We start from the raw sequence: 26,401 nt of genomic DNA, 5'->3' as shown, positions 1-26,401 counted from the left end.
TCAGACGCGGGCGGGCGGACCGCTCTCGGCGTGTTCTCTGGCGGTCGCGTACGCTTCTTGAAGCCGCTGGAACTCGGGCCGGGACCCGCCGTGGTCGGGGTGCGCCGTCTTCACCTTGTCCCGGTAGGCGCCTTTCACCTCGGAGGGGTCGGCGCTCCGCGGCAGGTCGAGGTGGTCGAACGCCGCCGCGACGGGGTCGGCGGCGTTCGGGACGACGGGTTCGGGTTCCGGCACGTCGAACGGGAGGCGGCGGCCGAGGCCGCGGGCCGGCATCTCGTGTTCGCACAGCACCGTGTACGTCCCGGCGCGTTCGAGTCGGAAGTACGCCATCGCGTCGAACGTCACGGCCACGTCGCGGCCGGGAAGGTAGAACTCCACCGTCTCGCCGCGGACCGGGTGGTCCTCGGCGAACGGTTCGCCTATCTCTCGCAGGTAGTCGCGTATCTCCGTCCGTCGGCGGCCGGCGCCGTCGACGACGGCTCTCGCCGTCGGTTCGTCGGGGAAGAGGCGTCTCCCCACGACGAACGCGCCCGCGACGAACACAGACGCGAGGAGGCCGCCGGCGACGCCGAGGAGGAGCCACGGCGGGAACGCCGACACCAAGTCGGACTGCACAGGAAATCGGTGGGGTTCCGACGTAAAGAACCTCTCGCCGCGCGGGTGCGACACGGCCGCGGAGGTTTCCCGTCCGGCGGCCTATCTCCCCGCGTGCAACCGATTCGATTCGACGAGGCCGATGGACCGGAGCGGACGTAGAGATAGTAAGCGTCTGCAAGTCATCACTCACTCGACCGCACGACAGGGCGCGGTCGGATGAGTAGACAGTTGCAGACGCTACTATCGGCGAGGGACTCACCCGTCCCGCCGTCCGGACCGGGCGACTGGAGACGGGACGGCCGGACGGGAAGTACTTCCTGCGCCACGACGACTGCTGTGCGGTCTGCGGTGAGGCCGTCGCGGCCGGCGAGGCGTTCTATCCGGATTTCGGTTCCGGCGAAACTTTCTGCGAAGCCCATGGTCGAGAGCGGTGGGGAGAGGAGTGACGATTACGGCGAGAATTACGTACTCGGAGCCGAGTACGGCATTATTCACGCCTTCGTCGGTCGGAAAGTACTTATGAGGCATCGTAATCATTGACAAACGCTAATGGCTGTAGTTTGGCTGGACGACGTACGCGCCGACGACATCGACACAGTCGGCGGTAAAGGCGCCTCACTGGGCGAACTGACCTCGGCGGGTCTTCCCGTGCCGCCGGGGTTCGTCGTCACCGCCGGGACGTACCGTTCGTTCATCGAGGAAGCGGGTATCGACGAGGAACTCTTCGACGCCGTCGACGTCGACCACGAGGACTCTGCGGCGTTGAAGACGGCGCACGAACGAGCGCACGAACTCATCATGGAGACGCCGATACCGGAGGAGGTGAGCGAGGAGATTCTCGCCACCTACGACGACATCGGCGAGGGCGGGGCGTTCGTTGCGGTGCGCTCCTCCGCGACGGCCGAGGACCTCCCGGACGCGTCGTTCGCCGGCCAACAGGAGACGTACCTGAACGTTCAGCGGGACAACCTGCTCCAGCGAGTGAAGGAGTGCTGGGCGTCGCTGTTCTCTCAGCGCGCCATCTACTACCGCAACCGCAAGGGGTTCCCGCACCGCGACGTCGACATCGCCGTCGTCGTCCAGGAGATGGTCGACGCCGAGAAGTCCGGCGTAATGTTCACCTCGCACCCCTCGACGGGCGACCCTCGAATCATCATCGAGGCGGCGTGGGGTCTCGGCGAGGCCGTGGTTTCGGGGTCCGTCTCGCCGGACAACTACGTCGTCGACCGCGACTCGGGGGAGGTGGAGACGGCCACCATCGCGGACAAGAAGACGAAGATGGTCAAAGACGAGGAGACCGGCGAGACGGTCGAACTCGACGTCGAGGAGGAGATGCGTGACGCGCGCGTCCTCGACGAGAGCGAAATCGCTCGCCTCGTCGAACTCGGCGAACGCGTCGAGGACCATTACGGCGAACCGCAGGACGTCGAGTGGGCCGTCTACGACGGCGACGTGTACATGCTGCAGTCCCGCCCCATCACCACCATCTCCGACGGCGAGGAGGAGTCGGCGGCCCGCGAGGCCGCCGCCGGCGACGGCGGGTCCGAGAACGGCCAGCAGGGTCAGGCGGGAGAGGACCGGGCCTCGGGGTCCGGCGACATGATACTGCGCGGCCTCGGCGCGAGTCCCGGCATCGCGGCCGGCGAGGCTCGCATCATCACGAAACTCGACCACCTCGACCAGGTGGCCGAGGGCGACATCATCGTCACCGAGATGACGATGCCGGACATGGTGCCCGCGATGAAGCGCGCGGCGGGCATCGTCACCGACGAGGGGGGAATGACCTCCCACGCGGCCATCGTCTCGCGCGAACTCGGCGTGCCCGCCGTCGTCGGCACCGGGTCGGGCACCCGGGAGATACCCGACGGCGAGACCATCACCATCGACGGCGACAAGGGCACCGTCCGCGAGGGCGCCGAAGAGACGGAGGAACAGCGAGAACCCATCGAGGAGGCGCGGCCGAAGACGCCCGTCAAGCCGATGACGGCCACGGAGGTGAAAGTGAACGTCTCCATCCCCGAAGCCGCCGAACGCGCCGCCGCGACGGGCGCCGACGGCGTCGGCCTCCTCCGCATCGAGCACATGGTGCTGTCGCTCGGCAAGACGCCGACGAAGTACATCGAGGACAACGGCGAACGCGCCTACATCGAGGAACTCGTCGACGGCATCCGCGGCGTCGCCGAGGAGTTCTACCCCAGACCGGTACGCGTTCGGAGCCTCGACGCCCCGACCGACGAGTTCCGGCAGTTGGAGGGCGGCGAGGACGAACCGCGCGAGCACAACCCGATGCTCGGCTACCGAGGCATCCGACGAAGCCTCGACAAGCCCGACCTGTTCAAACACGAGTTGGAGGCGTTCCGACGGCTGTTCGAGATGGGCTACGACAACGTCGAGGTGATGTTCCCCCTCGTCAACGACGCCGAGGACGTCATTCAGGCGAGGGAACTCATGCGCGAGGCGGGCATCGACCCCGAGAAGCGCGAGTGGGGCGTGATGATAGAGACGCCCGCCTCGGCGCTCGGCGTCGAGGAGATGGCCGAAGCGGGACTCGACTTCGTCTCGTTCGGGACGAACGACCTCACGCAGTACACCCTCGCCGTCGACCGGAACAACGAGAACGTCGCCGGCCGGTTCGACGAACTCCACCCCGCCGTGTTGAAACTCATCGGCGACACCATCGAGACGTGCAGGGAGTTGGACGTGAAGACGAGCATCTGCGGGCAGGCGGCGTCGAAACCGCAGATGGTCCAGTTCCTCGTCAACGAGGGCGTCTCCTCCATCTCGGCGAACATCGACGCCGTCCGCGACGTGCAACACGAGGTCAAGCGGGAGGAGCAGCGACTCGTGCTCGACTCGGTGCGCTGAGGTCAACTCGGACGGCGGGAATCGGTCGCTCCCCCGCCGACGTACAACGGAATTGATAAACGCCGCGGCGCCCACTCGGGGACTATGCAGCGGTCCGCGCCGCAGACGTTCGACCGCGTTCTCTCGTCGATGTGCACCGAACCGCACCCCGCGGCGCGCGACGCGGCGGAGCGATTCCTCGCCACCAACCCCGGCGACCCCGCGACGTACGAGGAGGTGGCCACGTTGGAGGCCGACGCCGTCGACACCCTCGGCGAGATAGCCGGCCTCTCGGACCCGAACGGCTACGTCACCAGCGGCGGCACCGAGGCGAACATCCAGGCCGTCCGCGCGGCGCGGAACCGAAGCCGAGACCGGACGTCGAATCCCAACGTCGTCGCCCCCGAGAGCGCGCACTTCTCGTTCAACAAGGCGGCCGACGTGCTCGGCGTCGAACTCCGCCTCGTCCCCACCGACGCGGACCATCGCGCCGACCTCGACGCCGTGCGCGCCGCCGTCGACGACGACACCGTGCTGGTCGTCGGCGTCGCCGGCAGCACGGAGTTCGGGCGCGTCGACCCCATCCCGAACCTGGTCGACATCGCGCACGACGCCGGCGCGTTCTGCCACGTCGACGCCGCGTGGGGCGGCTTCCTCCTCCCGTTCGCCGAGACGGCGTGGAGTTTCGCGCACGCGCCCATCGACTCGCTCACCGTCGACCCGCACAAGTGCGGGCGGGCGTGCATCCCGGCCGGCGGTCTCCTGTTCCGCGAGCGCGCGGGACTGGACGCGCTGGCCGTCGAGACGCCGTACCTCGAATCGACGTCGCAGGCGACGCTCACCGGCACCAGAAGCGGCGCGGGCGTCGCCTCCGCCGCCGCCGCGATGGACGCTCTGTGGCCCGACGGCTACCGCCGCGAGTACGAACGCGCCGCGGACCTCGCCGCGTGGTTCGCCGGCGAACTGCGGGGGCGGGGAATCGAGGTGGTGGACCCCGAACTCCCCCTCGTCGCCGCCGACGTGCCCGGCCCCCTCTTCGAGGCCCTCCGCGAACGAGGGTGGCGCGTCTCGCGCACCGGGTCGGACCTCCTCCGCGTCGTCTGCATGCCGCACGTCACGCGTGATTCGCTCTCGTCGTTCCTCGCCGACCTCGACGCGGTCCGCTGATCTCGACGCTCCGAAGCGCCCCGAGCGTGGGCCGAATCTCAAGACTTACGTCCTCTCGTCCGGGAGAGACCGATAGCCGTGTCCCTCGTCGCCGCCCTCGACGCGCTGTCGTCGATTCCGAGTTCACCCTCGCTCGCCGGCGCAGTTGCCGACTTCGCGGCGAGCGGCATCGGGGGGCTGTTTCCGAACCTCGGTCTGCGGTCGGTCGTCGAGACGGCGACCGGATGGTTCGGGCTGGTCATCATCTTCGTCTACTCGTTTCTCATCGCGTTCGCACTCCCCGGCGTGAGCGAAGTCGTCCTCCTGGCGCCGCTCGAGTTGGGGCTCTCGCAGAACGCGCGGTACGCGGTCATCATTCTCGTCAGCGGCGTTGGCAAGGCGGCGGGGAGCGTCTTCGCGTTCCACATCGGCCAGGAGGCGAAGAACTCCGGGTTCGTCGAGCGGAAACTCCGGGAGTCGCGCTTCGGCATCATGGAGTGGACCGAGGAGAAGACGCTGGAGATAGCCCAGACGTGGGGGTACGCCGGCCTCGCCGCGGCGCTCTGCGTTCCGGCATTCCCCGACACCCTCTCCATCTACGCCTTCTCGGTCCTCGAAGAGGACTATGTGAAGTTCGCCGCCGCCACGTTCGTCGGAAGCGTCGGGCGACTGATAGTGACGCTCGTCGGCGTCGAGGCGCTGTCGACGCTGTTCTGACCGGCCGCGCGGCGTAACTCCGTCTCCTCCGGGCGGCCCGCCGGGGAAGTTCGTCGCCGTTCGTCGCTCGCGAGCGGCGCTGCCCCGTGAGCGACTTTCCGTACCGACCGGGATGCGACCGAACGCGGACTGAGGCGCGGCCCGCGACCGGTCACTCGGTGTACGATTTCTCGATGTCCGACTCGCCGCCGAGCCACGCCGTCAGCCGCCGAGTCAGCGCGTCGAACAGCGAGACCAGCGGCGAGATGGCGCGTTCGACGAGGGAGACGGGGCCCGCCACGACGAGCGACCAGCGCCGCGCGTTGCCGAGGCCGTAGGACTTCGGCACGATTTCGCCGAAAACGAGGACGACGGTGCCGACGAGAAGCGTCGCGGCGGAGACGGCGACGCCCGCCGAGAACCGCTCAACGAGCAGTACCGTCACGATGCTCGAAATCGCCACGTTCACGAGGTTGTTTCCGACGAGGATGGTGACGAGCAGTCGGTGCGGGTCCTGGCGCAGGCGTTTCAGCGTCGTCGCGCGACGGTCGCCCGTCGCGGCGCGTTCGTCCACCCACGCGGCCGGAAGCGAGAAGATGGCCGTCTCGGAACTGGAGAAGAAGGCGCTGCACAGCAGCAGGGCGACGACGGCACCGAACCCGAGGGCGGCGGACGCGAGTTCCATGCCCGGCGGTTCGAGACCGCCCGCCAAAACCGCGGTGGTGTCGGCCGTCCGCGCGGCCCCGTTCGGTGTCGGGGACCGAGGACGAACGAAGCGAGTCCGAGCGAACCCGACGGGATTCCCGCGAGCGCAAGCGAGCGGGAAGTCGTCGGGGAGTGAGGGAAGCGAACGAACCCGACGGGATTTAGGCCTCGCCCCTCCGAACCACCAGACACGATTATGAGCCACGAACCGTTCCCCACGGAGCACCCGGCGGTGGTGACCTGCGGGTTGCCGTACGCGAACGGCGACCTGCACATCGGCCACCTCCGGACGTACGTCGGCGGCGACGTCTACAGTCGCGCGCTGAAACGACTCGGCCAGGAGACGGCGTTCGTCAGCGGGTCCGACATGCACGGCACGCCCGTCGCCGTCAACGCCGAGAAGGAGGGCGTCACGCCCGAGGAGTTCGCCCTCCGCCACCACGAACAGTACGAGGAGGCGTTCCCGAAGTTCGACATCGAGTTCGACAACTACGGGCACACCCACGACGAGACGAACACGGAGTTGACGACCGACCTCGTCCGCACCCTCGAAGAGGAGGGCTACCTCTACGAGAAGGAGATTCCGATCGCCTACGACCCCGAGGCCGACCAGTGGCTCCCCGACCGCTACGTCGAGGGCACCTGCCCCTACTGCGGCGCGCACGCCCGCGGCGACGAGTGCGACGAGGGGTGCGGCCGCCACCTCGAACCCGGCGAGATAGAGGACCCCGAGTCGACGCTGACGGGCAACCCCGCCGAGTACCGCGAGCGGAGCCACCGCTTCTTCCGCGTCTCCGAACTGCAGGACTACCTGAAGGAGTTCATCGACCGGTTGGAAGGAACCTCGAACGCCCAGAACCAGCCCCGCGAGTGGATCGAGGGCGAACTGCAGGACTGGTGTATCACTCGCGACATGGACTGGGGTATCGACTACCCGGGCGACACCGAAGACGACCTGGTCCTCTACGTCTGGGTCGACGCCCCCATCGAGTACATCTCCTCCACCAAGCAGTACTCCGAGCGAGTCGGCGCGGACGTCTTCGACTGGGAGAAGGCGTGGCGCGAGGAGGGCGACGTCGTCCACATCATCGGTCGCGACATCATCCAGCACCACACCGTCTTCTGGCCGGCGATGCTGCGCGCGACGGGGTACGTCGAACCCCGCGCCGTGATGGCCTCCGGGTTCATCACGCTGAACGGCAAGGGCTTCTCCACGTCGCGCAACCGCGCCGTCTGGGCCGACGAGTATCTGGACGAGGGCTTCGCCCCGGCGCTCATCCGCTACTACCTCGCCACCAACGGCGGGTTCCAGCAGGACGTCGACTTCTCGTGGGAGAAGTTCCGCGACCGGGTGAACAACGAACTCGTCGGCACCGTCGGAAATTTCCTCTACCGGTCGCTGCTGTTCGCCCACCGCGAGTACGAGGGGACGCCCGAGGCGGAGCTATCGGAGGAGGTGCGCGACCGCATTGAGGAGGCCATCGAGGAGTTCCGCGCGGGCGTCAACGACTACTCCGTCCGCGAAGTCGGAAACGCCGCCGTCCGACTCGCGCAGTTCGGCAACGAGTACATCCAGCGAAACGAACCATGGAAACTCGACGACGGCGAGGAGAAAGAGCGGGTCATCCGCGACTGCGTGCAGGTGGCGAAGGCCGTCGGCGTCCTCTTCGAACCCATCGCGCCGACGAAGGCCGAACGCCTCTGGGCGGACCTGAACGAGGACGGGGACGTCCACGAGGTTGGCGTCGACGCCGCCCTCGACGCGCCCGCGGCGTCCTTCGGCGAGCCCTCCGAACTGTTCGAGAAGATAGACGAAGAGCGCGTCGAGGAACTCAACGAGAAGCTCGAAGCGCGCGTCGCGGAGACCAAGGCGGACGACGAAGACGGCGACGCGGGCGAGTCCGACGACGCCGGGAGCGGCGGGGGAGACGCGGACGCGAGCGGCGACTTCGAACCGCTCGTCGAGGACCGTATCGGCTTCGAGGAGTTCCAGGACCTCGACCTCCGCGTCGCCGAGATTCTCGACGCCGAGGGCATCGACGGCGCGGACAAACTGGCGAAACTCACCGTCGACGTCGGGTTCGAGGAGCGTCAGATCGTGGCGGGGCTGAAACAGCTCCACGACCTCTCGGAACTGCCCGGAAAGAAGGTGGTCGTCGTGGCCAACCTGGAGAAGGCCGAACTGTTCGGCGTCGAGTCGAACGGGATGGTGCTGGCCGCGGGCGAAGAGGCGGACCTGCTGACGACCCACGGCGACGCCGAACCGGGGACGCGCGTCCGGTAGTCGTCGACGCGGCCTGAGTCTCTCAGGGGCGCGAGACGTGCACTTCCTCGTCGGTCACCTCGACCACTTGGTCGGCGGTGACCGAGAGCGTCTCGTCGTCCGCGCCGCTGAGGGCGTCCTCCATCTCGGCGGCGACGCCCGTCTCGGCCTTCAGCATCGCCTTGCCGTCCTGTACACCCGTCACCTTGCCGATGCGCTCGCCGTCGGGACCGACGACGCGCTTGCCGACGATGTCGTCCGTGATGTGCTGCACGCCTCCCGCTGTCTCCCGCGCGGCGCTAAAGCGTGACGGCGGGGCGGAGGGGTCCCCGAGAGACCCGAGCCGTAACGGTGATTATTTTTACCACGGAAGTAGTGGCATCGTCGGGCTTTTTTATGCGTTGCCCTGTAGTCGCTGCCATGAGAAATGCGAAAATCGTCTGTACGCTCGGTCCCGCCTCCGACGACCGAGCGACGATTCGGGCGCTGTCCGACGCCGGTATGAGCGTCGCGCGCCTGAACGCCAGCCACGGCACGCCGGAGCACCGAGAGGAAGTGATAGACCGCATTCGCACCGTCGACGACGCAACCACGGAACCGCTGGCCGCGATGGTCGACCTGCAGGGACCGGAAGTCCGGACCGCCCCCATCGACGGCTCCATCCGCCTCGACACCGGGAGCGAAGTCCGCTTCCTCGAGGGTGAGGACGCGACGCCGGAAGAGGTGGGCCTCTCGTACTCCATCTCGGCCGCCGAGGCGGGCGACACCATCCTGCTCGACGACGGCCGCATCGAGGCGACGGTCAAACGCGTCGAGGGCGACGCCGTCATCGCGCGCATCGAGTCGGGCGGGGAACTCGGGGCGCGGAAGGGCGTCAATCTCCCGGGCGTCAAACTCGACATCGACCTCATCACGGAAGGCGACCAGCGCGAACTCGAAGTCGCCGCCGAGAAGCGGGCGGACTTCGTGGCCGCCTCGTTCGTGCGCTCCGCCGAGGACATCTACACCATCAGCGACGCCCTCGAAAACCTCGGCGCCGACATCCCCGTCGTCGCCAAGATAGAGCGAGCGGGGGCCGTCGAGAACCTCGACGAAATAATCGAGGCGTCCTACGGCGTGATGGTCGCCCGCGGCGACCTCGGGGTGGAGATGCCGCTCGAAGAGGTGCCCATCATCCAAAAGCGCATCATTCGGAAGTGCCACGCGACGGGGACCCCAGTCATCACGGCGACGGAGATGCTCGACTCGATGGTCCACTCCCGGCGGCCGACGCGCGCGGAGGCCTCCGACGTAGCCAACGCCGTCCTCGACGGCACCGACGCCGTGATGCTGTCGGGCGAGACGGCCATCGGCGACAACCCGGTGCGCGTCGTCCAGACGATGGACCGCATCGTCCGACAGGTCGAGTCCAGCGAGGAGTACGCCGAGAATCAAGAACAGCACGTCCCCGTCGCCGAAGGCGAGTCGCGGACGGAGGCGCTCGCTCGCTCGGCGCGCTATCTCTCGCGCGACGTGAACGCCAGCGCCATCGTCGCCGCCTCGGAGTCGGGGTACACCGCCCGAAAGACGGCGAAGTTCCGCCCCAGCGTGCCCGTCGTCGCCACGACGCCGAACGACCGCGTGCGCCGCCAACTCACGCTCTCGTGGGGCGTCATCCCGAAGTACGCCGACTACCGCAACGGCATCAACGACATCATGGACGACGCCGTCGACGCGGCCCTCGACGCCGACGTGGCCGCCTCCGGCGACACGCTCGTCGTCCTCTCGGGGATGATGACCGAACTGGAGGGGACGAACACGACGAACATGCTGAAGGTCCACGTCGCCGCCGAGGCCGTCGCGACGGGGCGGAAGGTCGTTGGCGGCCGGGTCGCCGGACCGCTGGCCGTCTCCGACGACGGCGACCTCTCGGACGTCCCGGAGGGGGCGCTGCTCGCTCTCACCGCCGCCTTCGACGGCGAGTTCGACGGCGACGCGAAGAAACTCGGCGGCATCATCGACGCCCGCCCGGGCATGACGGGGTACCCCGCGCTGGTCGCCCGCGAACTCGACCTCCCGATGATTTCGGGCGCCCCCATCCCCAACAGCGTCGCCGCCGGTACCGAAATCACCCTGCACGCCGAGCGCGGCATCGTCTACGAGGGCAACGTCATCAAACACGAGTCCGACCGGATTCGCTCGGCGAGAGAGCGGCCCGGGAACTGAACGGCCGCGGGGCGTCCCGAACGGAGCGGGTCGGTAGGCCTTTGCCGACCCGTCGCCTAGGTCGACTCGATGGACACGCGCGACGACGGCGACGACCGACGGGACGACGTCGACGCCCACGCCGACCGGCGCGGCGACCCGACCCGCGCGCCCGCCGACCCGAGAGAGGACCGCCGCAACGACGCCGAGAACGGAGACCACGGTCCGGACGCCCGCGACGACGGAGACGACGAGGTGGGCATCGCGGAGGCCGTCGGCGAGGACCGCCCGCCGCTCGGACCGCTCGAACCGGGGTCGCCGACCCCGGAGAACGTCCTCTTCGTCGTGCTGGGCGCGCTGGCCACCGTGGCGCTGGTCGCCACACTGCTCTGAGAGGGCCGCGCCGGGCGGAACCTCCGAGACGTCCTGTCGGACACCGAGATTATCAGTTCTGAGTACTCGACCGTAGTCTTTTATGCTGGATACCGGGTAGAGAGGGGTAACTGCCGCCCCGATGCATCCGATACGCCCCCTCGCGGCGCTGGTCGCGGCGCTCCTGCTCGTCGCCACCGCCGCCCCCGCACTCGCCCTCCCGCCCGACGAGCGGACGCGGTCGGTCGTCCCCGACACGGACGCCGACGCGCCCGCCGTCTTCGCCGCCGACGCCGCCTCCGCCTCCATCGGCGGCGACCTGACCGTCACCCGCGGCGACGAGGTGACGTTCACCGTCAGCCACTCCGGCCCGGCGAACGTCACCGTCGGCGAACCCGGCAGCGGTTTCCACCTCATCGTCGCCCTCGGTGGGAGCGGCACCGACGAGGTGACCATCGACACCTACGCGTCGACGGCCGCCGACCCCGACGAGTTCGTCGAGGGCGGCGACGCGACGCTCCTGTCGAAACCGCTCTCGAAGTCGCTCATGCCGTCGCGGTACCTGATGAACGTCAGCGTCGACGGCGACGAACGCGCCGTGGCGACGCTCACCGTCGAACCCCGCGAGGAGATGCGCGCCGAGTCGTTCGTCGCGCCCGCCGAGTTCGAGGTGACCGAGTACGCCACCGGCGCCGACGGCGACGATGCGGACGTCGGGGCGCTCACCGACGTGATGTCCGACTCGAACGTCGTCGCCGTCGGCGACTACGCCGTGATGCGCGTCGAAGAGTCGGGGCTGGAGTCGGCGCTGAACGTCGAGAACCTGACCGGCGGCGCGGCGGCGAACGGCGTCGAGTGGTCCGTCTCGCAGGTGTCGCCCGCCCCGAACAGCGACTCGGGCGCGTACACCGCGGGACTGGACGACGAGGCGAACGTCACCGTCCTCCCCGCCTTCGAGGACGGCACGGTGTACTTCGTCTGGGACACCTCCGCGGTCGAAGCCGACGAGGACCGCCCTGAACGCAACGAGTACGAGGCGCGCCTGACGCTCACCGCGGCGAACGGACTGGTCGAGGAGGACACCGTCGTCGCGGCGACGACGTTCCGACTCGTCGAGGCCGAGGCGTCGCTCGAACCGGTGAACGACACGGTGCAGTACCCGTGGGAGAACGACACGTTCGTCGTCCGCGGGGAGACGACGCGCGCGCCGAACGCGACGCTGGAGGTTCGCCTCCGGTCGCCGCGGCCCGACGCGTTCCTCCTCATTAGCGAGGCCACGGTGGACGCGAACCGCGAGTACGAGACGACCATCGACCTCTACGGCGTGACGCGCGGCGTGACCGCGACGCTGTGGACGGACGAGTTCTACCCGGGAACGGCCCAGGAGGTGACGCTCGTCGCCCCGAACGCGACCGTTCGGTTCGACGACCAGTCCGCCCGCGACGCCGCGGTAACCCTCGCGTTCGTCGAAGCGCCCGAGGGCGGGTTCGTCCGCATCCACGACGCGGACGGGAACGGCGTCGGCCGTTCGGACTACCTCGCGCCGGGGCGACACGAGAACGTCAGCGCGGGTCTGTCGCTCCCGTTGTACGAGGAGCAGACGCTCCGCGCCGAACTCGTGAACGACTCGGACGGCGACGCGGCGTACTCGCGGAACGACAGCGAGTACACCCGGTCGGGACGAGTCGTCGGCGACACCGCGCGCGTCGCCTTCGAGTCGCCGCCGACCGAGACGCCGGCGGCCGCGACGGGGACGCCGACTGCGACGGTCGCGGCCACGTCGGCCCCGACGGCGACGCCCTACCCGGTGCTGTCGGAGACGCCGCTGGGGCCGTCCGACGGCACCTCCGGGACGGGCGTACCGCTGTCACCGGCCGTCGCCGTCGCGGCGATTCTGGCGGCGGCAGGGCTGTTCGCGCGCGGAACGACGGGGGAGGACGACGAATGATGGACACACGCGACTCGAACGAACGGGGGGAGCACTGATGGAGAACCTACCGGAACTGGAACCGGAGGCGTTCGTCTCCTTCCTGGCCGACCTGTGGGACGAGCGAGGGTGGGACACCTCGGTCAAGCAGCGCCCCGACGAGACGTACTTCATCGTCGGACGGCGCGGCGACGGCAAGCGGGGCGTCCTGTACGTCTTCCCGACGGCGGAGTCGCACGTGTCGACCCAGCACGTGAAGCGGTTCGTCGGCTTCTGCCGCAAGAAGGGCATCGACGTGGCCGTCGTGGCGACGCAGGGTGCCTACGCCGGCGAGGCCAGGGAGATAGCCGAGTCGAAGGGCATCCACCTCTTGGATCGCGAGACGCTCGCCGGAACCGTCGAGGAGGGCGGCTTCGAGCACGTCCTCCGGACCTACACCGGCGGGGGCGACCACGGACCGCTGGACCGACTGCTCGCCACCCTGCGCTCGTACGGCGTCCCGGTCCCCGAGGCGCTTCCGTTCGACTTCGCGGCGCTCCTCGACCGGTTGCCGGTCGGCGGCGACGGAGGTGGAGGTGACGGTGGAGACGAGGACGGTGAAGGAGGCCCCGACGGAGCGAACCGGGACCCGGAGCCAAAATCGAATTCGACCTCGAAGACCCCGGCCGATGCGGCCGCCGGGAACTCGGGTGAGTCCGGCGACGGCGCGGACGGAGGCGGGGACGACGGCGGGCGGGACATCGCGGGCGCGCTCCCCGGCCCGCTGACGAGTCTACCGCGGCCGAACGTCGTCCTTCCGGCGGCGCTCGTCGTCCTCGTCGTCTTCCTGCTCGGGTCGGCCGTCGGCCCGGCGCTCGGACTCCCGGCCATCGGCGGGGCCGGCGGCGGGGGCGACCTCGCGGTTTCGGCGCTCTCGACGGCCGGGGCGAACGCGACGGCAGAGGTGCGGTGGAACGCGCGGACGGCCGAGTCGCTGACGGTGAACGGAACCACCTACGACGCGCCGCCGAACGAGACGTTCGTCCTCGTGCGGATGAACGTGAGCAACGTCGGGTCGTCGCCGCTCTCGATGGACGAGTCGTCGCTGGCGCTGGAGGTCGCCGGCGAGCGGTACGGCCACCAGCCGCTGGACGGCGTCGTCGGCTTCGACCAAGGAGGGCTGTTCGCCCCGGACGACCCGCGGGAGGTGTGGGTCGTCTTCTCCGTCCCCGACGACGCCGAAAGCGCGACGCTCGTGCTCCGGGGCGACGAGTTCGTCCGGTTCGTCCGCGACGGCACCGTCGAGGCGGAGGCGACGGTGGCCGCTGCGTGATTGGTTCGCAGTGCGGGTGCGACCGTCGCCGCCCGACGCGACCGCCCGTCTCCACCCGTGCGACGTGACAACGCTTAATCGACCTCCTTCCCTAGGTCCCCTATGCTCCGGTCGCCGCTCACGGCGTTCCTCCAGCCCGTTATCCCGCCAGAGCTTCTGCCGTACCTGCTCGTCGTCGCGGGCGTTGGCGTCTCCCTCGCCGAGGCGCTGGCGCCGGGGGCGCACCTCGTCGTCCTCGGCGTCGCGCTGTTGGCCGCCGGATTGGTCGGCCTCCTGCTCGGCCCGGCGGCCAGCCCCGTCGTCCTCGGGGTTCTCGTGCTCGTGTTCGGCGCCCTCGCGCTGTACGGCTACCGCGAACTCGACCTCTACGGCGGCAAGGGAAGCGGAAAGACCAGCGACTCGGCGTCGCTCCGCGGGCGCACCGCGCGCGTCACGGAGCGCGTGACGCCGACGGAGGGCGAGGTGAAACTGGACGAGGGCGGCGGGTTCAACCCCTACTACGCGGCCCGGTCGGTGAGCGGCGAGATTTCCGAGGGGAGCGAGGTCATCGTCGTCGACCCCGGCGGCGGCAACGTCATCACTGTCGAATCGCTCGACGGCGGGTTGGACGATATCGACCGGGAACTCGAACGGGAGCGTCGGCGACGGGAGAACCGCGACGATGACGATGACGACGGCGAACGGCGGGAGGAGACGACCGAGACGGAGACCGAAACCGAACGCGCCTGAACGCGCGACGGAGACGCGGCGCGAACGTCGTACGCGGCCGTGGTGTGCGAAGCCTTATTTGGCCGACACACTAATCACCGACTATGCTAGTGGACCCCGTGGCACTACAGGCGGCGGCGTTCGGAGCCTACGCCGTCGGCTTGTTGGTGCTCCTCCTCGCCATCGTGACCGTCTACCAGATGGTCGAAATCGTCGACGCTTACGAGAAGAAGGCGCTTACGGTGTTCGGCGAGTACCGGAAACTGCTCGAACCAGGTATCAACTTCATCCCGCCGTTCGTCTCGCGGACGTACGCGTTCGACATGCGGACGCAGACGCTCGACGTGCCGCGTCAGGAGGCCATCACCCGCGACAACTCGCCTGTCACCGCCGACGCCGTCGTCTACATCAAGGTGATGGACGCGCGGAAGGCTTTTCTGGAGGTCGACGACTACAAGCGCGCCGTCTCCAACCTCGCGCAGACGACGCTCCGGGCCGTCCTCGGCGACATGGAACTCGACGACACGCTGAACAAGCGACAGGAGATAAACGCGCGAATCCGCAAGGAACTGGACGAACCCACCGACGAGTGGGGCGTCCGCGTCGAGAGCGTCGAAGTCCGCGAAGTGAACCCCTCCCAGGACGTCCAGCAGGCGATGGAGCAGCAGACGTCCGCCGAGCGTCGCCGCCGCGCCATGATTCTCGAGGCGCAGGGTGAACGGCGCTCCGCCGTCGAAGAGGCCGAGGGTGAGAAGCAGTCGAACATCATCCGTGCGCAGGGTGAAAAGCAGAGTCAGATTCTCGAAGCGCAGGGTGACGCCATCTCGACGGTCCTCCGCGCGAAGTCCGCCGAGTCGATGGGCGAACGCGCCATCATCGAGAAAGGAATGGAGACGCTCGAACAGATCGGCCAAGGCGAGTCGACGACGTTCGTCCTCCCGCAGGAACTCACGAGCCTCCTCGGCCGCTACGGCCGGCAGTTGAGCAACTCCGACGTGCAGGAACAGGCCGGTCTCGACAGCCTAGAGTTCGACGAGGAGACGCGCGAACTCATCGGCCTCGACGACATCGAGGAGATACTCGGCCAGATAGACGAGGCGGCCGAGATGAACGTCGAGGAACTCGAACAGGAGGCCCAGGCCATCAAGGAGGGGTCGGACCCCGGCATGAAGAGCGCGGACGAAGTCGTCGCCGAAGCGGACGCGGCGGACAAATCCGACATCAAGGACCCGGACGAAGTGGTCGCCGAGGCCGACGAGGAAGACGCCGAATCCGCGAGCGGTTCCGACGACGCCGACGAGGAGCAGCGCGAGACGGAAAAAGAGCTGTGAAACTCTGAGTGCCGCGCCGTCGACCGTTTTTTCCGAAATTCGAAGAGCCGGTAAGAGCGCGCTACCGGCGATAAATCTCACGAAAAGAGATATGTCGGCCGTGATCCGTCGGAGCGAAGAGCTTTTGACCGCTAACCGTCGTATTGAGGACGAGAACCGATGACGAACCGAGGCGTAGACGAAGAGAAACGCGCGACCCTCCGACGCTTCGCGGCCCTCGGGGCGGCGACGCCGTTCGCTGGACTCGGAGCGGCCGAGTCCGACGAAGAGGGTACCCCGGAGTCGGGTAGCGACGCGCGCGACGCCATCGTCGGCTACGTCGCCTCGACGCCGGGCGCGCATTTCTCGAAGGTTCGCGACGACCTACGGCTCGGAACCGGCGAGACTCAGTATCACCTGCGGCGCCTCGTCGACGACGGTGTCGTGGAGTTCAGCCGCGACGGCGACTACAAGCGCTTCTTCCCCGCCGAGCGGTTCACCCCCTTCGAGCAGACGGCGCTGGGGTATCTCCGCCGCGACACGCCGCGCGGGATGCTCGTCGCCCTCCTCCGAAACCCCGACGCCACCGGGTCGGCGCTCGCCGCGGAACTCGACGTCTCGCGCGCGACGGTGAGCAACTATGCCCGGAAACTCGACGAGGCGGGACTTCTCTCCCGCGAGAACGGCTACACCGTCGTCCGACCGGAGACGCTCATCACGTTGTTGGTTCGCTACGCCGACTCGTTCGACCCGGCGGCCGTCTCGCTGGCGGACGACGCCGCGAGTTTCATCAGCTACAACCCCTGAGCGGGCGCGGGTCCGAATCGAACCGCCGCCCGGTCCGGCGCCTCCGCTCGCCGTTCGTTCGATTCTACGATAAAAAGAGAGCGACCGCTCGACGGCAAGCGGAGCGAACCGCGGTCGAAGAGCCGAGCGGTCGCGGGGACCGGGACGGAGGCGACGGTCCGGCGGCGCGGCCGTCCGCGCCGAACCCGCGCTGAACCGCGTCGGTCCCGGAGCGGCGACCGTCCGAGTGGTACGGACGTCTAGCGTCCGTTCAGACGGTGACTTTCCACGTCGTTCCGGAGGAGTAGCCCCACTTCTCGATGGTCACGTCGTGTTCGCCGTCGATGATAGCGCGCATGTTCGCGCCGACTTCCTTCGCGGAGAGGCCCAGTTCCTCGGCGATGAGGCGGGATTTGAAGTACGTCTGCTCTGCGGCGTTCGTGCGGAGGTACTGGAGGATGCTCTGCTGTTTCTCCGAGAGGTTTGCGACGGGGTCGGCGGTGGACGCGGTTGCGCTCATACCTCTACGAAGGGGTGAGACCGGTATGAGGGGTTTGGTACGGGAGCTTAACAGACCGCAGGCTCCCGATTTCGCCCCTACACGCGGTCGACGTCGACGGTCACCGGCGGCGCGGCGGTACGGTCGTCTAACATCCACCTAATCGTGAGTATCACGCCGTAGAGAGACGCTACCGGGGGTGAGACGGGTGATCACGCTCGTCGGAAGCCAGAAACTACATACGGGGTCGTGGCCGAATAGAGAGGCAATGGGTCGCCCGACCACCGAGCAGTCGGTGACAGAAGTGAGCGTCGTTCTCCCCGCCTACAACGAGGAGGACACCATCGAGCAGACGGTGGGAGAGACGCTCAGGACGCTGTCGTCGTTTCTTCCCGCAGACTCGTTCGAGGTCATCGTGGCCGAGGACGGCTGCGACGACCGCACGCCGGAACTGGCCGAGCAGATGGCCGCCAACGACGACCGAGTGAGACACTTTCACAGCGACGAGCGACTCGGGCGCGGCGGCGCGCTCGAACACGCCTTCGCCGCCGCGAACGGGGAGGTGCTCGTCTACTTCGACACCGACCTCGCGACGGACATGAACCACCTCGAAGAACTTGTCGACCGCGTTCGGTCCGGCCGGTACGACGTGGCCACCGGGTCACGCTGGATGCCCGGACGCGTCGCCGACCGCCCGGCCAAGCGGGGCGTGCCGAGTCGCGCGTTCAACCTCCTCGTGCGTCTCTTCCTCGGGTCGTCGCTCCGCGACCACCAGTGCGGATTCAAGGCGTTCAGCCGCGAGGTGTTCGAGGACCTGCGGACGCAGGTGGAGGACGAACACTGGTTCTGGGACACGGAGATGCTCGTCCGCGCTCAGCGCGCCGGCTACCGCGTCGACGAGTTCCCGGTCGACTGGACGCCGAAGGGCGACACGAAAGTCGACCTCGTCCGCGACGTGTTCGGGATGGGCAGTCAGATCGTCCGGACGTGGTGGCAGGTCGCCGTCAAACCGCGCGTGACGCAACGCGTCGCGATGGCCGCTGGCGCGATTCTGACGATTCTCGCGCTGCTGTTGATGACGCAGTACATCAGCTTCGGCGCCGTCGTCAACCAGATGCAGGCCGCCGACCCCGTCCTCGTCGCCGTCGCGGCCCTCGTGTACCTGGTTTCGTGGCCCGTTCGCGGGGTGCGCTACCGCGACATCCTCGCCGAGTTGGGGTTCAAAGAGAAGGCGTCGTTCCTGACCGGCGCGGTGTTCATCAGCCAGACCGGCAACCTCGTGTTCCCGGCGCGACTGGGTGACGTCATCCGCGCGTACATCGTGAAGGCCCGCCGCGGCATCCCGTACCCCTCGGGCTTCGCCTCGCTGGCGGCCGAGCGCGTCTTCGACCTGCTCACCATCACGGCGCTCGCGGGCGTCGTCCTCGTGGGCTACACCGCCACCGGACAGACCGCCGAACTGGCGCAGACCGTCGTCGGCGCGGAGGGGGCCGGACAGGTCGCCGTCCTCGTCGCCGTCGGCGTCGCCCTCGCAGCCATCCTCGCGGTGGCGGTCATCGTCGCCTCCGCGCAGTCGGACGGCAACCTCGCCGGCCGACTCGTCCACCGGGCGAGTTCGGACTCCTACGCGGAGTTCGTCGCCGAAATCGTCCAACGCTTCGTGGACGACCTGCAGGCCGTCGCCGGGACGCGCCGCGGGTTCGCCCGCATCGGCGTCTCCAGCCTCGGCATCTGGATGCTCGACGTGGCGACGGCGATGCTCGTCCTCGCGGCGTTCGACCCCGGTCTGGCGCCGATAGAGTTCGTCTCGGTGTGTTTCTTCGCGGTCAGCGTCGGCAACCTCGCGAAGGTGCTGCCGCTCTCGCCGGGCGGCGTCGGCCTCTACGAGGGCGCGTTCACGCTCCTCGTCATCGGCCTGACCGGCATCTCGCCGGAGTTGGCGCTCGGCGCGGCCGTCCTCGACCACGCGGTGAAGAACATCGTCACGGTCATCGGTGGCTACGCCTCGATGGTCGGGCTGAACGTCTCGCTGACGACGGCCGTCGAGGAGAGCAAAGAGGTCCGCGAGAGCCGCGAGGCGGAGCCGGCCGAACTGGACTGAGCGTCGGCGTCAGTACAACTCGCAGAGGAACGGCGCGGCGGCGGCGACGACGGCCGATTCGAGCGCGTCCGTCCGCGACAGTTTCCCGCCGGTGAACGCGCCCGCTGCGCCTTGCTTTTTCGCCACGTCGTTCGTCCCCAGCACGTCGTCCATCACGGGGCCGAGTTCCTCGCCCGCCGCGACTCGCTCGGATATTTCGTCCGGGAGTCGGAGGCTCGGCCCCGCCCCGCGGCCCCAGCGGTCGCCGTCGGTGACCGCGGCCCACATGACGAGAAACAGGTCCTCGCGGCCCTCGAAGCGGGCGACGCCGCCCTCGATACCGACGCCGAGGTCGTACGTGCCCGCGTCGAGACACGCCTCCGCGCGGTTCTCCGCGCCGGTTCGGGTCTCGGCGTGGCCCGTGGGTTGCTCGCCGACGCCGGAGGGGACGGGTTCGGCCGCGACCGTCGCCTCGGGGAAAACGCGGACGGTCGCGTCGCGCTTGACCGGGTTGCTGCTGCCGACTGCAACATGCATACCCGGAGGTACGAGGCGACCGCATTGGGCGTGTCGCTACGCGCCCGGTGGGTGGAGCAGGTCGGCGAGCGCCTCGATACCCTCGACGAGTCGGGGACTCGGCTGGTTCAGGAGGGAGTCGTCGAGGACGTGCACCGCTGCATCGACGTCCCACCTGCGGTCGCGGAACGATTCGGGAGAGACGCGGTCGCCGCGGCCGCAGAGGTGCAAGACGACGTGGTCCGGGTCGGCGCGCTCGACCGCCTCCCGGTCGACTTCGCGCGAGCGGTCGCCGGCGTCGACGAACGGACAGCGCCCGCCCGCGGCGGCGACGGCGTCGGGCACCCAGTTACCGGCGGCCATCGGCGGGTCCGACCACTCCTCGCAGTAGACGACGGGGGCGGAATCGGGTTCGTTGGGCGTGCGCGCCTCGACGGCCGCGAGTCGCTCCCGGCAGTCGGCGGCGAGCGCTTCCCCCGCGTCCGGGCGGCCGACGGCGGCGCCGAGTGTCTCGAAGGACTCCAGCACGTCCGCCAGTCGCGCGGGTTCGACGTGGCACACCTCGTATCCCCGGTCCCGCAGTTCCGCGCGGACGTCCGACTGGAGGGCGTCGCTGGTGCAGACGAGGTCGGGGTCCGACTCCGCGAGTCGGTCGTAGTCGGGGTTCAGCCACCCGCCGACGACCGGCGCGTCGACGTCGACGTCGCAGTGGGCGGTGACGCCGACGAGGCGGTCCGCCGCGCCCATCGCGTCGAGCGTCGCTGTCGCACTCGGCGCCAGGGAGACGATTCGGTCGGTCATACGCGACCATGGGGTCGTCCTCTGATAAAACGGTTCGTCGGCGACTCTTCGATACTTCGGCGGTCCGTTCGGTTCGGCTCAGTTCGCGCCGTGCTTGTGGCCGAGTGCGTCCGCGGTGAGAATCGCGTCGCGGACGGCCGCCGGTTCGACCGCGAACGGTTCGTTGTGAATCGTCTCGTCGTCGGCGCAGGCGGCCTCGGCGACCGCGTCGAGGTCGGCCGCTTCGACGTCGTCGACGCCGATTTCCGCGAGCGTGACGGGCAGACCGAGTTCGCTCGTGAACCGGATGGTCTCCGCGACCTGTCCGTCGGGTTTGCCTTCGAGCACCAACTGCGAGATGGTTCCGACGTTCACCTTCTCGCCGTGAGAGGCGTCGTGCGTGGATTCGAGTTGCGTCAGACCGTTGTGAATGGAGTGGGCGGCGGCGATGCCGCCGTTCTCGAACCCGAGTCCGCTTAGCAGGGTGTTGGCCTCGGTGACGGCCTCGACGCTCTCGGTGACGGCGTCGCGTTCGACCGCCTCGACCGCCGAGGCGGCGTGGTCCTGCAGCGTCTCGTAGCAGAGTTCGGCGAGCGCGGTGCCCGCGCGCGTCGGTCGCCCGCCGAAGAAGTTCTCGCCGTCGGTGTCGCGTCGGGCGGCGTCCGCCTCGTACCACGTCGCCAACGCGTCGCCGATGCCGGAGACGAAAAACCGCGTCGGCGCGGCGGCGATGAGTTCGGTGTCGACGAGGACGAGGTCGGGGTGGCGGTCGTAGAACCGATAGGCCTCGAACTCGCCGTGGTCGGAGTAGATGACCGAGAGACTGCTCGTCGGGGCGTCGGTCGACGCGACGGTCGGCATCGAGACGGTGGCGGCGCCGGTGGCGTCGGCGACCGCTTTCGCCGTGTCGATTCCCTTGCCGCCGCCGGCCCCGACGACGACGTCCGACCCTTCGGCTTCGGCGACGTCGACGATCCGTTCGATCTCCGTCTGCGACGCCTCGCCGTCGAACGTCACCGCGCGCGTCTCGAACCCGGCGGATTCGAGCGACGCCGTCACCGAGTCCTCGACGAGACCCAGAACCGTCTCGTCGCCGAGCAGCAGCGCCGACTCCCCGAGCGAACTCGCGTGGTCGCCCAACTGCGACGCGACGCCTCGTCCCTGTACGTACTTCGCCGGAGACGCGAACAGTTTCTCCATGGTTCGAATAGCCCGGGCGAATCAATAGCCGTTGTCATGCAGGTCGTGCGTCAGTCGAACTCGGGAGGAGTCCACGAGAACGAACGCCGGGTTCTCCGGTCGTTTCGACGGCGAGAGTATATAAACATGATAGATACGCCTTCGCAGACGACGATTCGAGGGGCTGTGCGCCGCGTTCGCGCGAGCGATTCCGAACGTCTTATGTAGTGATACTCTGTCTGTGATGTACGGAACGCTCCGGGCCTTTTCGCCAGCCGTGCCTGCGCTCTGGAGCATTCGTCGCTACATCCATGAGTGAGAAGAGTACCTTCACTCGCCAGAACGCGAGAACGAAAGAGGAACGAGCGGATACCAACGAGAGCGGATCGAAGCGGTCGATGGGACAGAAGTGGGGCCGTCGGGACGAGGACGAATCCGAGACGGAGTCCGAATCCGAGAGCGCCGCAGAGGAACTGACCTGCCCCGAGTGCGCCGGTAACGTCGTCGTCGACGACGAACACGGCGAGACGGTCTGCGACGACTGCGGTCTCGTCATCACCGAGGACTCCGTCGACCGCGGGCCCGAGTGGCGCGCGTTCGACTCCCAAGAGAAAGACCAGAAGTCCCGCGTCGGCGCGCCGACGACGAACACGATGCACGACAAAGGACTGTCGACCAACATCGACTGGCGCGACCGCGACGCGTACGGTAACTCGCTGTCGTCGAACCAGCGTCAGAAGATGCAGCGCCTGCGCAAGTGGAACGAGCGCTTCCGAACGAGAGACTCGAAGGAGCGCAACCTCAAGCAGGCGCTCGGCGAAATCGACCGCATGGCGTCGGCGCTCGGCCTGCCCGAGAACGTCCGCGAGACGGCCTCGGTCATCTACCGCCGCGCCCTGGACGACGACCTGCTTCCGGGCCGTTCTATCGAGGGCGTCGCCACCTCCTGCGTCTACGCGGCCGCTCGGATGGCCGGCGTCCCGCGCTCGCTGGACGAGATTTCGGAGGTCTCCCGCGTCGAGAAGAGCGAGGTCGCCCGCACGTACCGCTACATCGCGCGGGAGCTTTCGCTCGAAGTGAAACCGGCCGACCCCGAGCAGTACGTCCCGCGGTTCGGCTCCGAACTCGGCCTCTCCGACGAGGCGAAGATGCGCGCGCGCCAACTGCTGCAGAACGCCAAGGAGAAGGGCGTCCACTCGGGCAAATCGCCCGTCGGCCTCGCCGCCGCGGCCGTCTACGCCGCCGCCCTCCTCACGAACGAGAAGACGACGCAGGCCGCCGTCAGCGAGGTGGCCGACATCTCGGAGGTCACCATCCGCAACCGCTATCACGAACTGCTCGAAGCCGAGGAGAGCCTCGGCCTCGCCTGATCCGGACGCCGCGTTCGACGCACGGCGACCGACCGAGCCGATTCTCGATTTCTTCGCCCGGAGAGCGACGGCGAAACCCGACAGTTAAGCACGGGGGGCGCTTCGGGACTGGACGATGGCGGATACACGACGCCGCGCGATGGTGGCCGCGTTCGTGGGCGTGCTGGGTGCCAGCGTCGGTATCGCCGGCGCAGGCCACGTCTACCTCCGCGAGTGGCGACGCGCCGCCTCGTGGTTCGCCTTCGTCGTCGGCGCGGGACTGGTTCTCCTGTCGGTGTTCGCCGACCCGACGGCGGTCACGTTCGCGACGCTCGATCAGGTTCCCTCCGAGGTGACGGGGCCGCTGTTCGTCCTGCTGTTTCTCAGCACGTTCGACGCCTACTACGTCGCCGGCCGCGACGCACGGGACGAGACCGGACCGCGCTGTCCCGCCTGCGGCGGCGAACTCGACCCGGAGGTTCGGTTCTGTCCGTGGTGCGCGACGGAACTCGAACGCCGGCCGGCGGTCGACCCCGACCCGACGCCGGTCGACGCATCGCCGGACGGCGAAAGCGGACGCTCGGAGCGGGAGTAGTCGAGGCGGGAAACGAACGGAGAGAGGCGGGCGAAGTTCGTGAACGCGCGTACCGACCGGTGGTCGCGCGACGCCTGCGTCGACGCTACTTCTCGATGATGCTCTCTTCGACGGCCTCGCCGAAGTGCCGGGCGGTGTCCTCGTAGTACAGGAGAATCTCGTCGCCGGCTTCGAGGTCCGTGACGGCCTTGCGGCCCTCGCGGGTCCGCACCTTGATGGTCTCGGCGTTCTGGAGGAGCGTCTCCACGCGGTCGCCCTCCAGTTCGGCCTCGACGCGGAACATCGGCCGCTTCTCTATTTTCACGCGGCCGACGATGGCCTCGCGGGTGTGACCCTCGCTATCGACGACCTGCACCTCGTCGCCGCTCTTCAGTTCGGAGAGGTACTTCGTCCCGCCGTCGGGGGTGCGCACGTAGGCGTGGACGGCGCCGGCGTTGACGCGGAACGGGCGGGAGGCGACGTACGGCGACTCGGCCGTCTCCGCGTGGACGAAAAAGAGGCCGCGGCCCATGCTGCCGACGAGCATCCCCTCGTCGTGTTCGAGGAGGTTGCCGGTGTCGACGCAGACGCGGTCGGCCATCCCCGTCCGCTCGACGGCGGTCACCTCGGCCCAACTGAGGTCGAGCGTCTCGCGTTCGGCGGCGTCGCGCGCCTCGGTCGTCTTGCGAATCTCGTCGGGGTCGTCGCTGTCGAGGAGGACGCCGTCGGCGCCGAGTTCGAGCGTCTCGAACGCCGTTCGCGCCTCTTCGGCCGTCGTGACGCCCGCGATGAGGTCCGTCTCCTCGCCGATGCGGGCGATGAGGTTCTCGAGGGGGATGATAGTCCAGTCCTCGCCGACGACGATGGTGTAGTCGGCGTCCTCGGCGGCCGTCTCGGCGAACGACTCGTACTCCTTCGAGAGGATGCGGACGTAGGCGCCGTTCGCGCGGTTGTCCGCGCGGCGGAGCGTCGTCAGGTCAGCGGACCCGGAGAAGTCGCCCGGTAGGTCGATGGTGCCGTCGCCCTCGCCGTCCTTACCGACGATGTAGGCGTCGGCGACGGCCCCGGCCTCGGCGTCGGGGTTCTCCGCCTCGTCGACGTCGTCGATGAGGCTCGCGTCGGCGTCCGTCCGGAAGGCGGCCACGTTGACCTCGCCCAGCGACTGGACGCGTCCGACGTCCGCCTCGTCGACGAGGACCCAGTCGACGCCGGCTTCGAGACCCGCCGTTATCCGTCGCTTCCGCGCCTCCCAGTCGCCGACGCTGTCGTCGGCCTTCAACCAGACGCTCCGTGTCATCGTCGGAGAGACTCGGTGACGGGGTTAAAGCGTGGCGACTCTCCGGAGGTTTGCCGGACGGCGCGGCGACGGAAGGAGGGCGAAAAGAGGCGAGACGGAGAGAGGCGAGGAGAGAAGCGAAGAGCGCTCAGTCCTGTTCGTTCCAGCGGACGTCGCCGTGGACGGCGGCCGACAGCGTGTCGGTGTCCGCCGCCACGTCGACGTCGACGGCCACCTCCCGAGCGAGGGCGGCGCGGAGGCGCGAGAGTTCGGTCGCTATCGCGTCGCGGCCCAGCACCGTGAAGCCGAGGAAGATGGTGGCGAACCCGGCGAGCGTCGTCGCGGAGATGGTCTCGCCGAGGAACGCCCACCCCCCGAGTGTCGCCACGACGGGGACGACGTAGAAGACGAGGTTGCCGCGGATGGCGCCCACCTCGTCGAGCAGGCCGAAGTAGGCGATGAACGCCAGCGCCCCCGAGAAGACGCCCACGTAGCCGAGAGCGACGTACGCGGCGGGCGTCCACTGGATGGCGGCGAACGACTCGCCGGCGCCCAGACTCAAGAGGTGGCAGACCAGCGCACCCACGGGGAGCGCCCACGCAGTGCGGACCGTGCTCGGGAGCGAGGCGTCCGCGCGGCGGATGAGCACGGCGCCCAGCGCACCGGAGACGGCGGCGGCGAGGAGGAGCGCCTTCCCGAGGAGGGCGCCACCGAGCAGGTTCGAGGGGCTGACGCCGACGACGAGGGCGACGCCGAGGAAGCCGAGCGCCATCCCGACGGCGCCCGCCTTCGAGAGCCGTTCGTCCGAGAGCAGAAAGGCCGCGAGGACGGGCGTCAGGATGGGGTTGAGACTGTAGATGATGGAGCCGACGCCGCTGGAGGCGTACGTCTGGCCGACGAAGATGAAGGCGTTCGTCAGTCCGATGGCGAACACGCCCGCCGCGAGGATGCCCGCGAGGTCCGAACGCGTCCGCGGGAGCCACTGCTCGCGGGGGAAGCGGTACGCCGCGTAGCCCAACAGCAGGACGGCCCCGATGTCGAACCGGAGCGAGACGAAGAGTAGGGGCGGAAAGTACGCCGCGCCGGCGGTGGCGGCGACGAACGTGCCGCCGAAGAAGACGCTCGCCGCGAGGAAGAACGCGAGGAGTCGGTACTTCGACGCGGCCACTATCGCCGTCCTCCCCGGGTCGGCCGTCTCGTGCCGATGCATTCGTTCCGTGCGAGTGTGGAGGTCATCAAGTAATTCTACGTAGTGGCGTTTCACGCTTATACTTGTTCAGAAATAGATTCGATAACTG

General features: G+C 68.6%; 24 protein-coding genes. 15 read left to right on the top strand and 9 right to left on the bottom strand.

The features are described from left to right. Positions 1 to 615 (bottom strand): J domain-containing protein, encoded by a 615-nt coding sequence (locus NDI76_RS05190; RefSeq protein WP_310922944.1) that lies wholly within the window; start codon positions 613 to 615, stop codon positions 1 to 3. Positions 616 to 839: 224 nt separating this feature from the next. On the opposite strand from NDI76_RS05190, the gene NDI76_RS22580 reads away from it, so the two are divergent. The 4 genes from NDI76_RS22580 to NDI76_RS05175 all read left to right on the top strand — a co-directional run bounded on the left by NDI76_RS22580 (position 840) and on the right by NDI76_RS05175 (position 5,304). Beyond that, positions 840 to 1,043, top strand: coding sequence for a DUF8075 family protein (locus NDI76_RS22580; protein WP_425498349.1), 204 nt, complete (start codon positions 840 to 842; stop codon positions 1,041 to 1,043). Positions 1,044 to 1,146: 103 nt separating this feature from the next. Then, the gene (ppsA, locus tag NDI76_RS05185; protein WP_310922943.1) at positions 1,147 to 3,462 is read left to right on the top strand and encodes a phosphoenolpyruvate synthase; all 2,316 of its coding nucleotides are present in this window, start codon (positions 1,147 to 1,149) and stop codon (positions 3,460 to 3,462) included. Positions 3,463 to 3,546: 84 nt separating this feature from the next. Continuing rightward, a complete protein-coding gene (gene mfnA, locus NDI76_RS05180) occupies positions 3,547 to 4,608 on the top strand; it encodes a tyrosine decarboxylase MfnA (RefSeq protein WP_310922942.1) in 1,062 nt (353 codons plus the stop codon). Between the two features lie 168 nt (positions 4,609 to 4,776). Next, entirely contained in the window at positions 4,777 to 5,304 is a 528-nt protein-coding gene (locus NDI76_RS05175; RefSeq protein ID WP_310923867.1) for a YqaA family protein, read from the top strand. 151 nt (positions 5,305 to 5,455) lie between these two features. On the opposite strand, the gene NDI76_RS05170 is transcribed toward NDI76_RS05175, so the two are convergent. Then, complete coding sequence (locus NDI76_RS05170) at positions 5,456 to 5,968, bottom strand: CNNM domain-containing protein (RefSeq protein ID WP_310922941.1); 513 nt, start codon at positions 5,966 to 5,968, stop codon at positions 5,456 to 5,458. A 216-nt stretch (positions 5,969 to 6,184) separates the two neighbouring features. Between NDI76_RS05170 and metG the strand changes: the two genes are divergently transcribed. After that, entirely contained in the window at positions 6,185 to 8,272 is a 2,088-nt protein-coding gene (gene metG, locus NDI76_RS05165; RefSeq protein ID WP_310922940.1) for a methionine--tRNA ligase, read from the top strand. Between the two features lie 22 nt (positions 8,273 to 8,294). Here metG and NDI76_RS05160 read toward each other — a convergent pair whose 3' ends face one another. Continuing rightward, positions 8,295 to 8,525, bottom strand: a complete 231-nt coding sequence (locus tag NDI76_RS05160; RefSeq protein ID WP_310922939.1) for a hypothetical protein — start codon at positions 8,523 to 8,525, stop codon at positions 8,295 to 8,297. Positions 8,526 to 8,671: 146 nt separating this feature from the next. Here NDI76_RS05160 and pyk point away from each other — a divergent pair, with 146 nt between their 5' ends. The 7 genes from pyk to NDI76_RS05125 all read left to right on the top strand — a co-directional run bounded on the left by pyk (position 8,672) and on the right by NDI76_RS05125 (position 16,871). Beyond that, complete coding sequence (pyk, locus tag NDI76_RS05155) at positions 8,672 to 10,456, top strand: pyruvate kinase (protein WP_310922938.1); 1,785 nt, start codon at positions 8,672 to 8,674, stop codon at positions 10,454 to 10,456. Positions 10,457 to 10,525: 69 nt separating this feature from the next. Continuing rightward, a complete protein-coding gene (locus NDI76_RS05150; protein WP_310922937.1) occupies positions 10,526 to 10,828 on the top strand; it encodes a DUF7312 domain-containing protein in 303 nt (100 codons plus the stop codon). A 121-nt stretch (positions 10,829 to 10,949) separates the two neighbouring features. Then, positions 10,950 to 12,755, top strand: coding sequence for a DUF7282 domain-containing protein (locus tag NDI76_RS05145; protein ID WP_310922936.1), 1,806 nt, complete (start codon positions 10,950 to 10,952; stop codon positions 12,753 to 12,755). 37 nt (positions 12,756 to 12,792) lie between these two features. Further along, positions 12,793 to 14,046 (top strand): restriction endonuclease, encoded by a 1,254-nt coding sequence (locus tag NDI76_RS05140; protein WP_310922935.1) that lies wholly within the window; start codon positions 12,793 to 12,795, stop codon positions 14,044 to 14,046. A 102-nt stretch (positions 14,047 to 14,148) separates the two neighbouring features. Then, complete coding sequence (locus NDI76_RS05135; protein ID WP_310922934.1) at positions 14,149 to 14,775, top strand: NfeD family protein; 627 nt, start codon at positions 14,149 to 14,151, stop codon at positions 14,773 to 14,775. Positions 14,776 to 14,864: 89 nt separating this feature from the next. Next, the gene (locus NDI76_RS05130; protein WP_425498348.1) at positions 14,865 to 16,085 is read left to right on the top strand and encodes an SPFH domain-containing protein; all 1,221 of its coding nucleotides are present in this window, start codon (positions 14,865 to 14,867) and stop codon (positions 16,083 to 16,085) included. Between the two features lie 159 nt (positions 16,086 to 16,244). Continuing rightward, positions 16,245 to 16,871: a winged helix-turn-helix transcriptional regulator gene (locus NDI76_RS05125; protein ID WP_310922932.1), complete on the top strand. Its 627-nt coding sequence runs from the start codon at positions 16,245 to 16,247 to the stop codon at positions 16,869 to 16,871. Positions 16,872 to 17,121: 250 nt separating this feature from the next. On the opposite strand, the gene NDI76_RS05120 is transcribed toward NDI76_RS05125, so the two are convergent. Then, positions 17,122 to 17,370 (bottom strand): DUF7123 family protein, encoded by a 249-nt coding sequence (locus tag NDI76_RS05120; protein ID WP_310922931.1) that lies wholly within the window; start codon positions 17,368 to 17,370, stop codon positions 17,122 to 17,124. 247 nt (positions 17,371 to 17,617) lie between these two features. On the opposite strand from NDI76_RS05120, the gene NDI76_RS05115 reads away from it, so the two are divergent. Further along, positions 17,618 to 19,450, top strand: a complete 1,833-nt coding sequence (locus NDI76_RS05115; RefSeq protein WP_310922930.1) for a flippase-like domain-containing protein — start codon at positions 17,618 to 17,620, stop codon at positions 19,448 to 19,450. Positions 19,451 to 19,459: 9 nt separating this feature from the next. Here the strand turns inward: NDI76_RS05115 and yjjX are convergent, their stop codons facing one another. The 3 genes from yjjX to NDI76_RS05100 form a co-directional block, all read right to left on the bottom strand. After that, a complete protein-coding gene (yjjX, locus tag NDI76_RS05110; RefSeq protein WP_310922929.1) occupies positions 19,460 to 19,966 on the bottom strand; it encodes an inosine/xanthosine triphosphatase in 507 nt (168 codons plus the stop codon). A 36-nt stretch (positions 19,967 to 20,002) separates the two neighbouring features. Then, complete coding sequence (locus NDI76_RS05105; protein WP_310922928.1) at positions 20,003 to 20,746, bottom strand: cobalamin-binding protein; 744 nt, start codon at positions 20,744 to 20,746, stop codon at positions 20,003 to 20,005. Positions 20,747 to 20,824: 78 nt separating this feature from the next. Next, entirely contained in the window at positions 20,825 to 21,925 is a 1,101-nt protein-coding gene (locus tag NDI76_RS05100) for a glycolaldehyde reductase (protein ID WP_310922927.1), read from the bottom strand. A 377-nt stretch (positions 21,926 to 22,302) separates the two neighbouring features. On the opposite strand from NDI76_RS05100, the gene NDI76_RS05095 reads away from it, so the two are divergent. Continuing rightward, the gene (locus NDI76_RS05095; protein ID WP_310922926.1) at positions 22,303 to 23,274 is read left to right on the top strand and encodes a transcription initiation factor IIB; all 972 of its coding nucleotides are present in this window, start codon (positions 22,303 to 22,305) and stop codon (positions 23,272 to 23,274) included. Positions 23,275 to 23,389: 115 nt separating this feature from the next. Beyond that, a complete protein-coding gene (locus NDI76_RS05090; RefSeq protein WP_310922925.1) occupies positions 23,390 to 23,848 on the top strand; it encodes a DUF7575 domain-containing protein in 459 nt (152 codons plus the stop codon). Positions 23,849 to 23,933: 85 nt separating this feature from the next. Here the strand turns inward: NDI76_RS05090 and NDI76_RS05085 are convergent, their stop codons facing one another. Then, the gene (locus NDI76_RS05085; RefSeq protein WP_310922924.1) at positions 23,934 to 25,124 is read right to left on the bottom strand and encodes a 3-dehydroquinate synthase II; all 1,191 of its coding nucleotides are present in this window, start codon (positions 25,122 to 25,124) and stop codon (positions 23,934 to 23,936) included. Positions 25,125 to 25,251: 127 nt separating this feature from the next. Further along, positions 25,252 to 26,313 carry a DMT family transporter gene (locus NDI76_RS05080; RefSeq protein ID WP_310922923.1) on the bottom strand — a complete coding sequence of 354 codons (1,062 nt, stop codon included), beginning with the start codon at positions 26,311 to 26,313 and terminating at the stop codon, positions 25,252 to 25,254. Between the last annotated feature and the right edge of the window lie 88 nt (positions 26,314 to 26,401).

The sequence above is a fragment of the Halogeometricum sp. S1BR25-6 genome (assembly GCF_031624495.1).
GTDB classification, from domain to species: domain Archaea; phylum Halobacteriota; class Halobacteria; order Halobacteriales; family Haloferacaceae; genus Halogeometricum; species Halogeometricum salsisoli.
Note: the sequence above shows the minus strand (reverse complement) of the source record. Positions and strands in the feature narration are given on the sequence as shown.

Excerpts from the sequence above, each read along its gene's own strand:
- NDI76_RS05140 (WP_310922935.1), top strand. The coding sequence starts at position 12,793 with ATGGAGAACCTACCGGAACTGGAACCGGAGGCGTTCGTCTCCTTCCTG.
- pyk (WP_310922938.1), top strand. The coding sequence starts at position 8,672 with ATGAGAAATGCGAAAATCGTCTGTACGCTCGGTCCCGCCTCCGACGAC.
- NDI76_RS05115 (WP_310922930.1), top strand. The coding sequence starts at position 17,618 with ATGGGTCGCCCGACCACCGAGCAGTCGGTGACAGAAGTGAGCGTCGTT.
- yjjX (WP_310922929.1), bottom strand. The coding sequence starts at position 19,966 with ATGCATGTTGCAGTCGGCAGCAGCAACCCGGTCAAGCGCGACGCGACC.
- metG (WP_310922940.1), top strand. The coding sequence starts at position 6,185 with ATGAGCCACGAACCGTTCCCCACGGAGCACCCGGCGGTGGTGACCTGC.
- NDI76_RS05170 (WP_310922941.1), bottom strand. The coding sequence starts at position 5,968 with ATGGAACTCGCGTCCGCCGCCCTCGGGTTCGGTGCCGTCGTCGCCCTG.
- mfnA (WP_310922942.1), top strand. The coding sequence starts at position 3,547 with ATGCAGCGGTCCGCGCCGCAGACGTTCGACCGCGTTCTCTCGTCGATG.
- NDI76_RS05100 (WP_310922927.1), bottom strand. The coding sequence starts at position 21,925 with ATGGAGAAACTGTTCGCGTCTCCGGCGAAGTACGTACAGGGACGAGGC.
- NDI76_RS05135 (WP_310922934.1), top strand. The coding sequence starts at position 14,149 with ATGCTCCGGTCGCCGCTCACGGCGTTCCTCCAGCCCGTTATCCCGCCA.
- NDI76_RS05095 (WP_310922926.1), top strand. The coding sequence starts at position 22,303 with ATGGGACAGAAGTGGGGCCGTCGGGACGAGGACGAATCCGAGACGGAG.
- NDI76_RS05085 (WP_310922924.1), bottom strand. The coding sequence starts at position 25,124 with ATGACACGGAGCGTCTGGTTGAAGGCCGACGACAGCGTCGGCGACTGG.
- NDI76_RS05125 (WP_310922932.1), top strand. The coding sequence starts at position 16,245 with ATGACGAACCGAGGCGTAGACGAAGAGAAACGCGCGACCCTCCGACGC.
- NDI76_RS05120 (WP_310922931.1), bottom strand. The coding sequence starts at position 17,370 with ATGAGCGCAACCGCGTCCACCGCCGACCCCGTCGCAAACCTCTCGGAG.
- NDI76_RS05105 (WP_310922928.1), bottom strand. The coding sequence starts at position 20,746 with ATGACCGACCGAATCGTCTCCCTGGCGCCGAGTGCGACAGCGACGCTC.
- NDI76_RS05080 (WP_310922923.1), bottom strand. The coding sequence starts at position 26,313 with ATGCATCGGCACGAGACGGCCGACCCGGGGAGGACGGCGATAGTGGCC.
- NDI76_RS05090 (WP_310922925.1), top strand. The coding sequence starts at position 23,390 with ATGGCGGATACACGACGCCGCGCGATGGTGGCCGCGTTCGTGGGCGTG.
- ppsA (WP_310922943.1), top strand. The coding sequence starts at position 1,147 with ATGGCTGTAGTTTGGCTGGACGACGTACGCGCCGACGACATCGACACA.
- NDI76_RS05145 (WP_310922936.1), top strand. The coding sequence starts at position 10,950 with ATGCATCCGATACGCCCCCTCGCGGCGCTGGTCGCGGCGCTCCTGCTC.
- NDI76_RS05150 (WP_310922937.1), top strand. The coding sequence starts at position 10,526 with ATGGACACGCGCGACGACGGCGACGACCGACGGGACGACGTCGACGCC.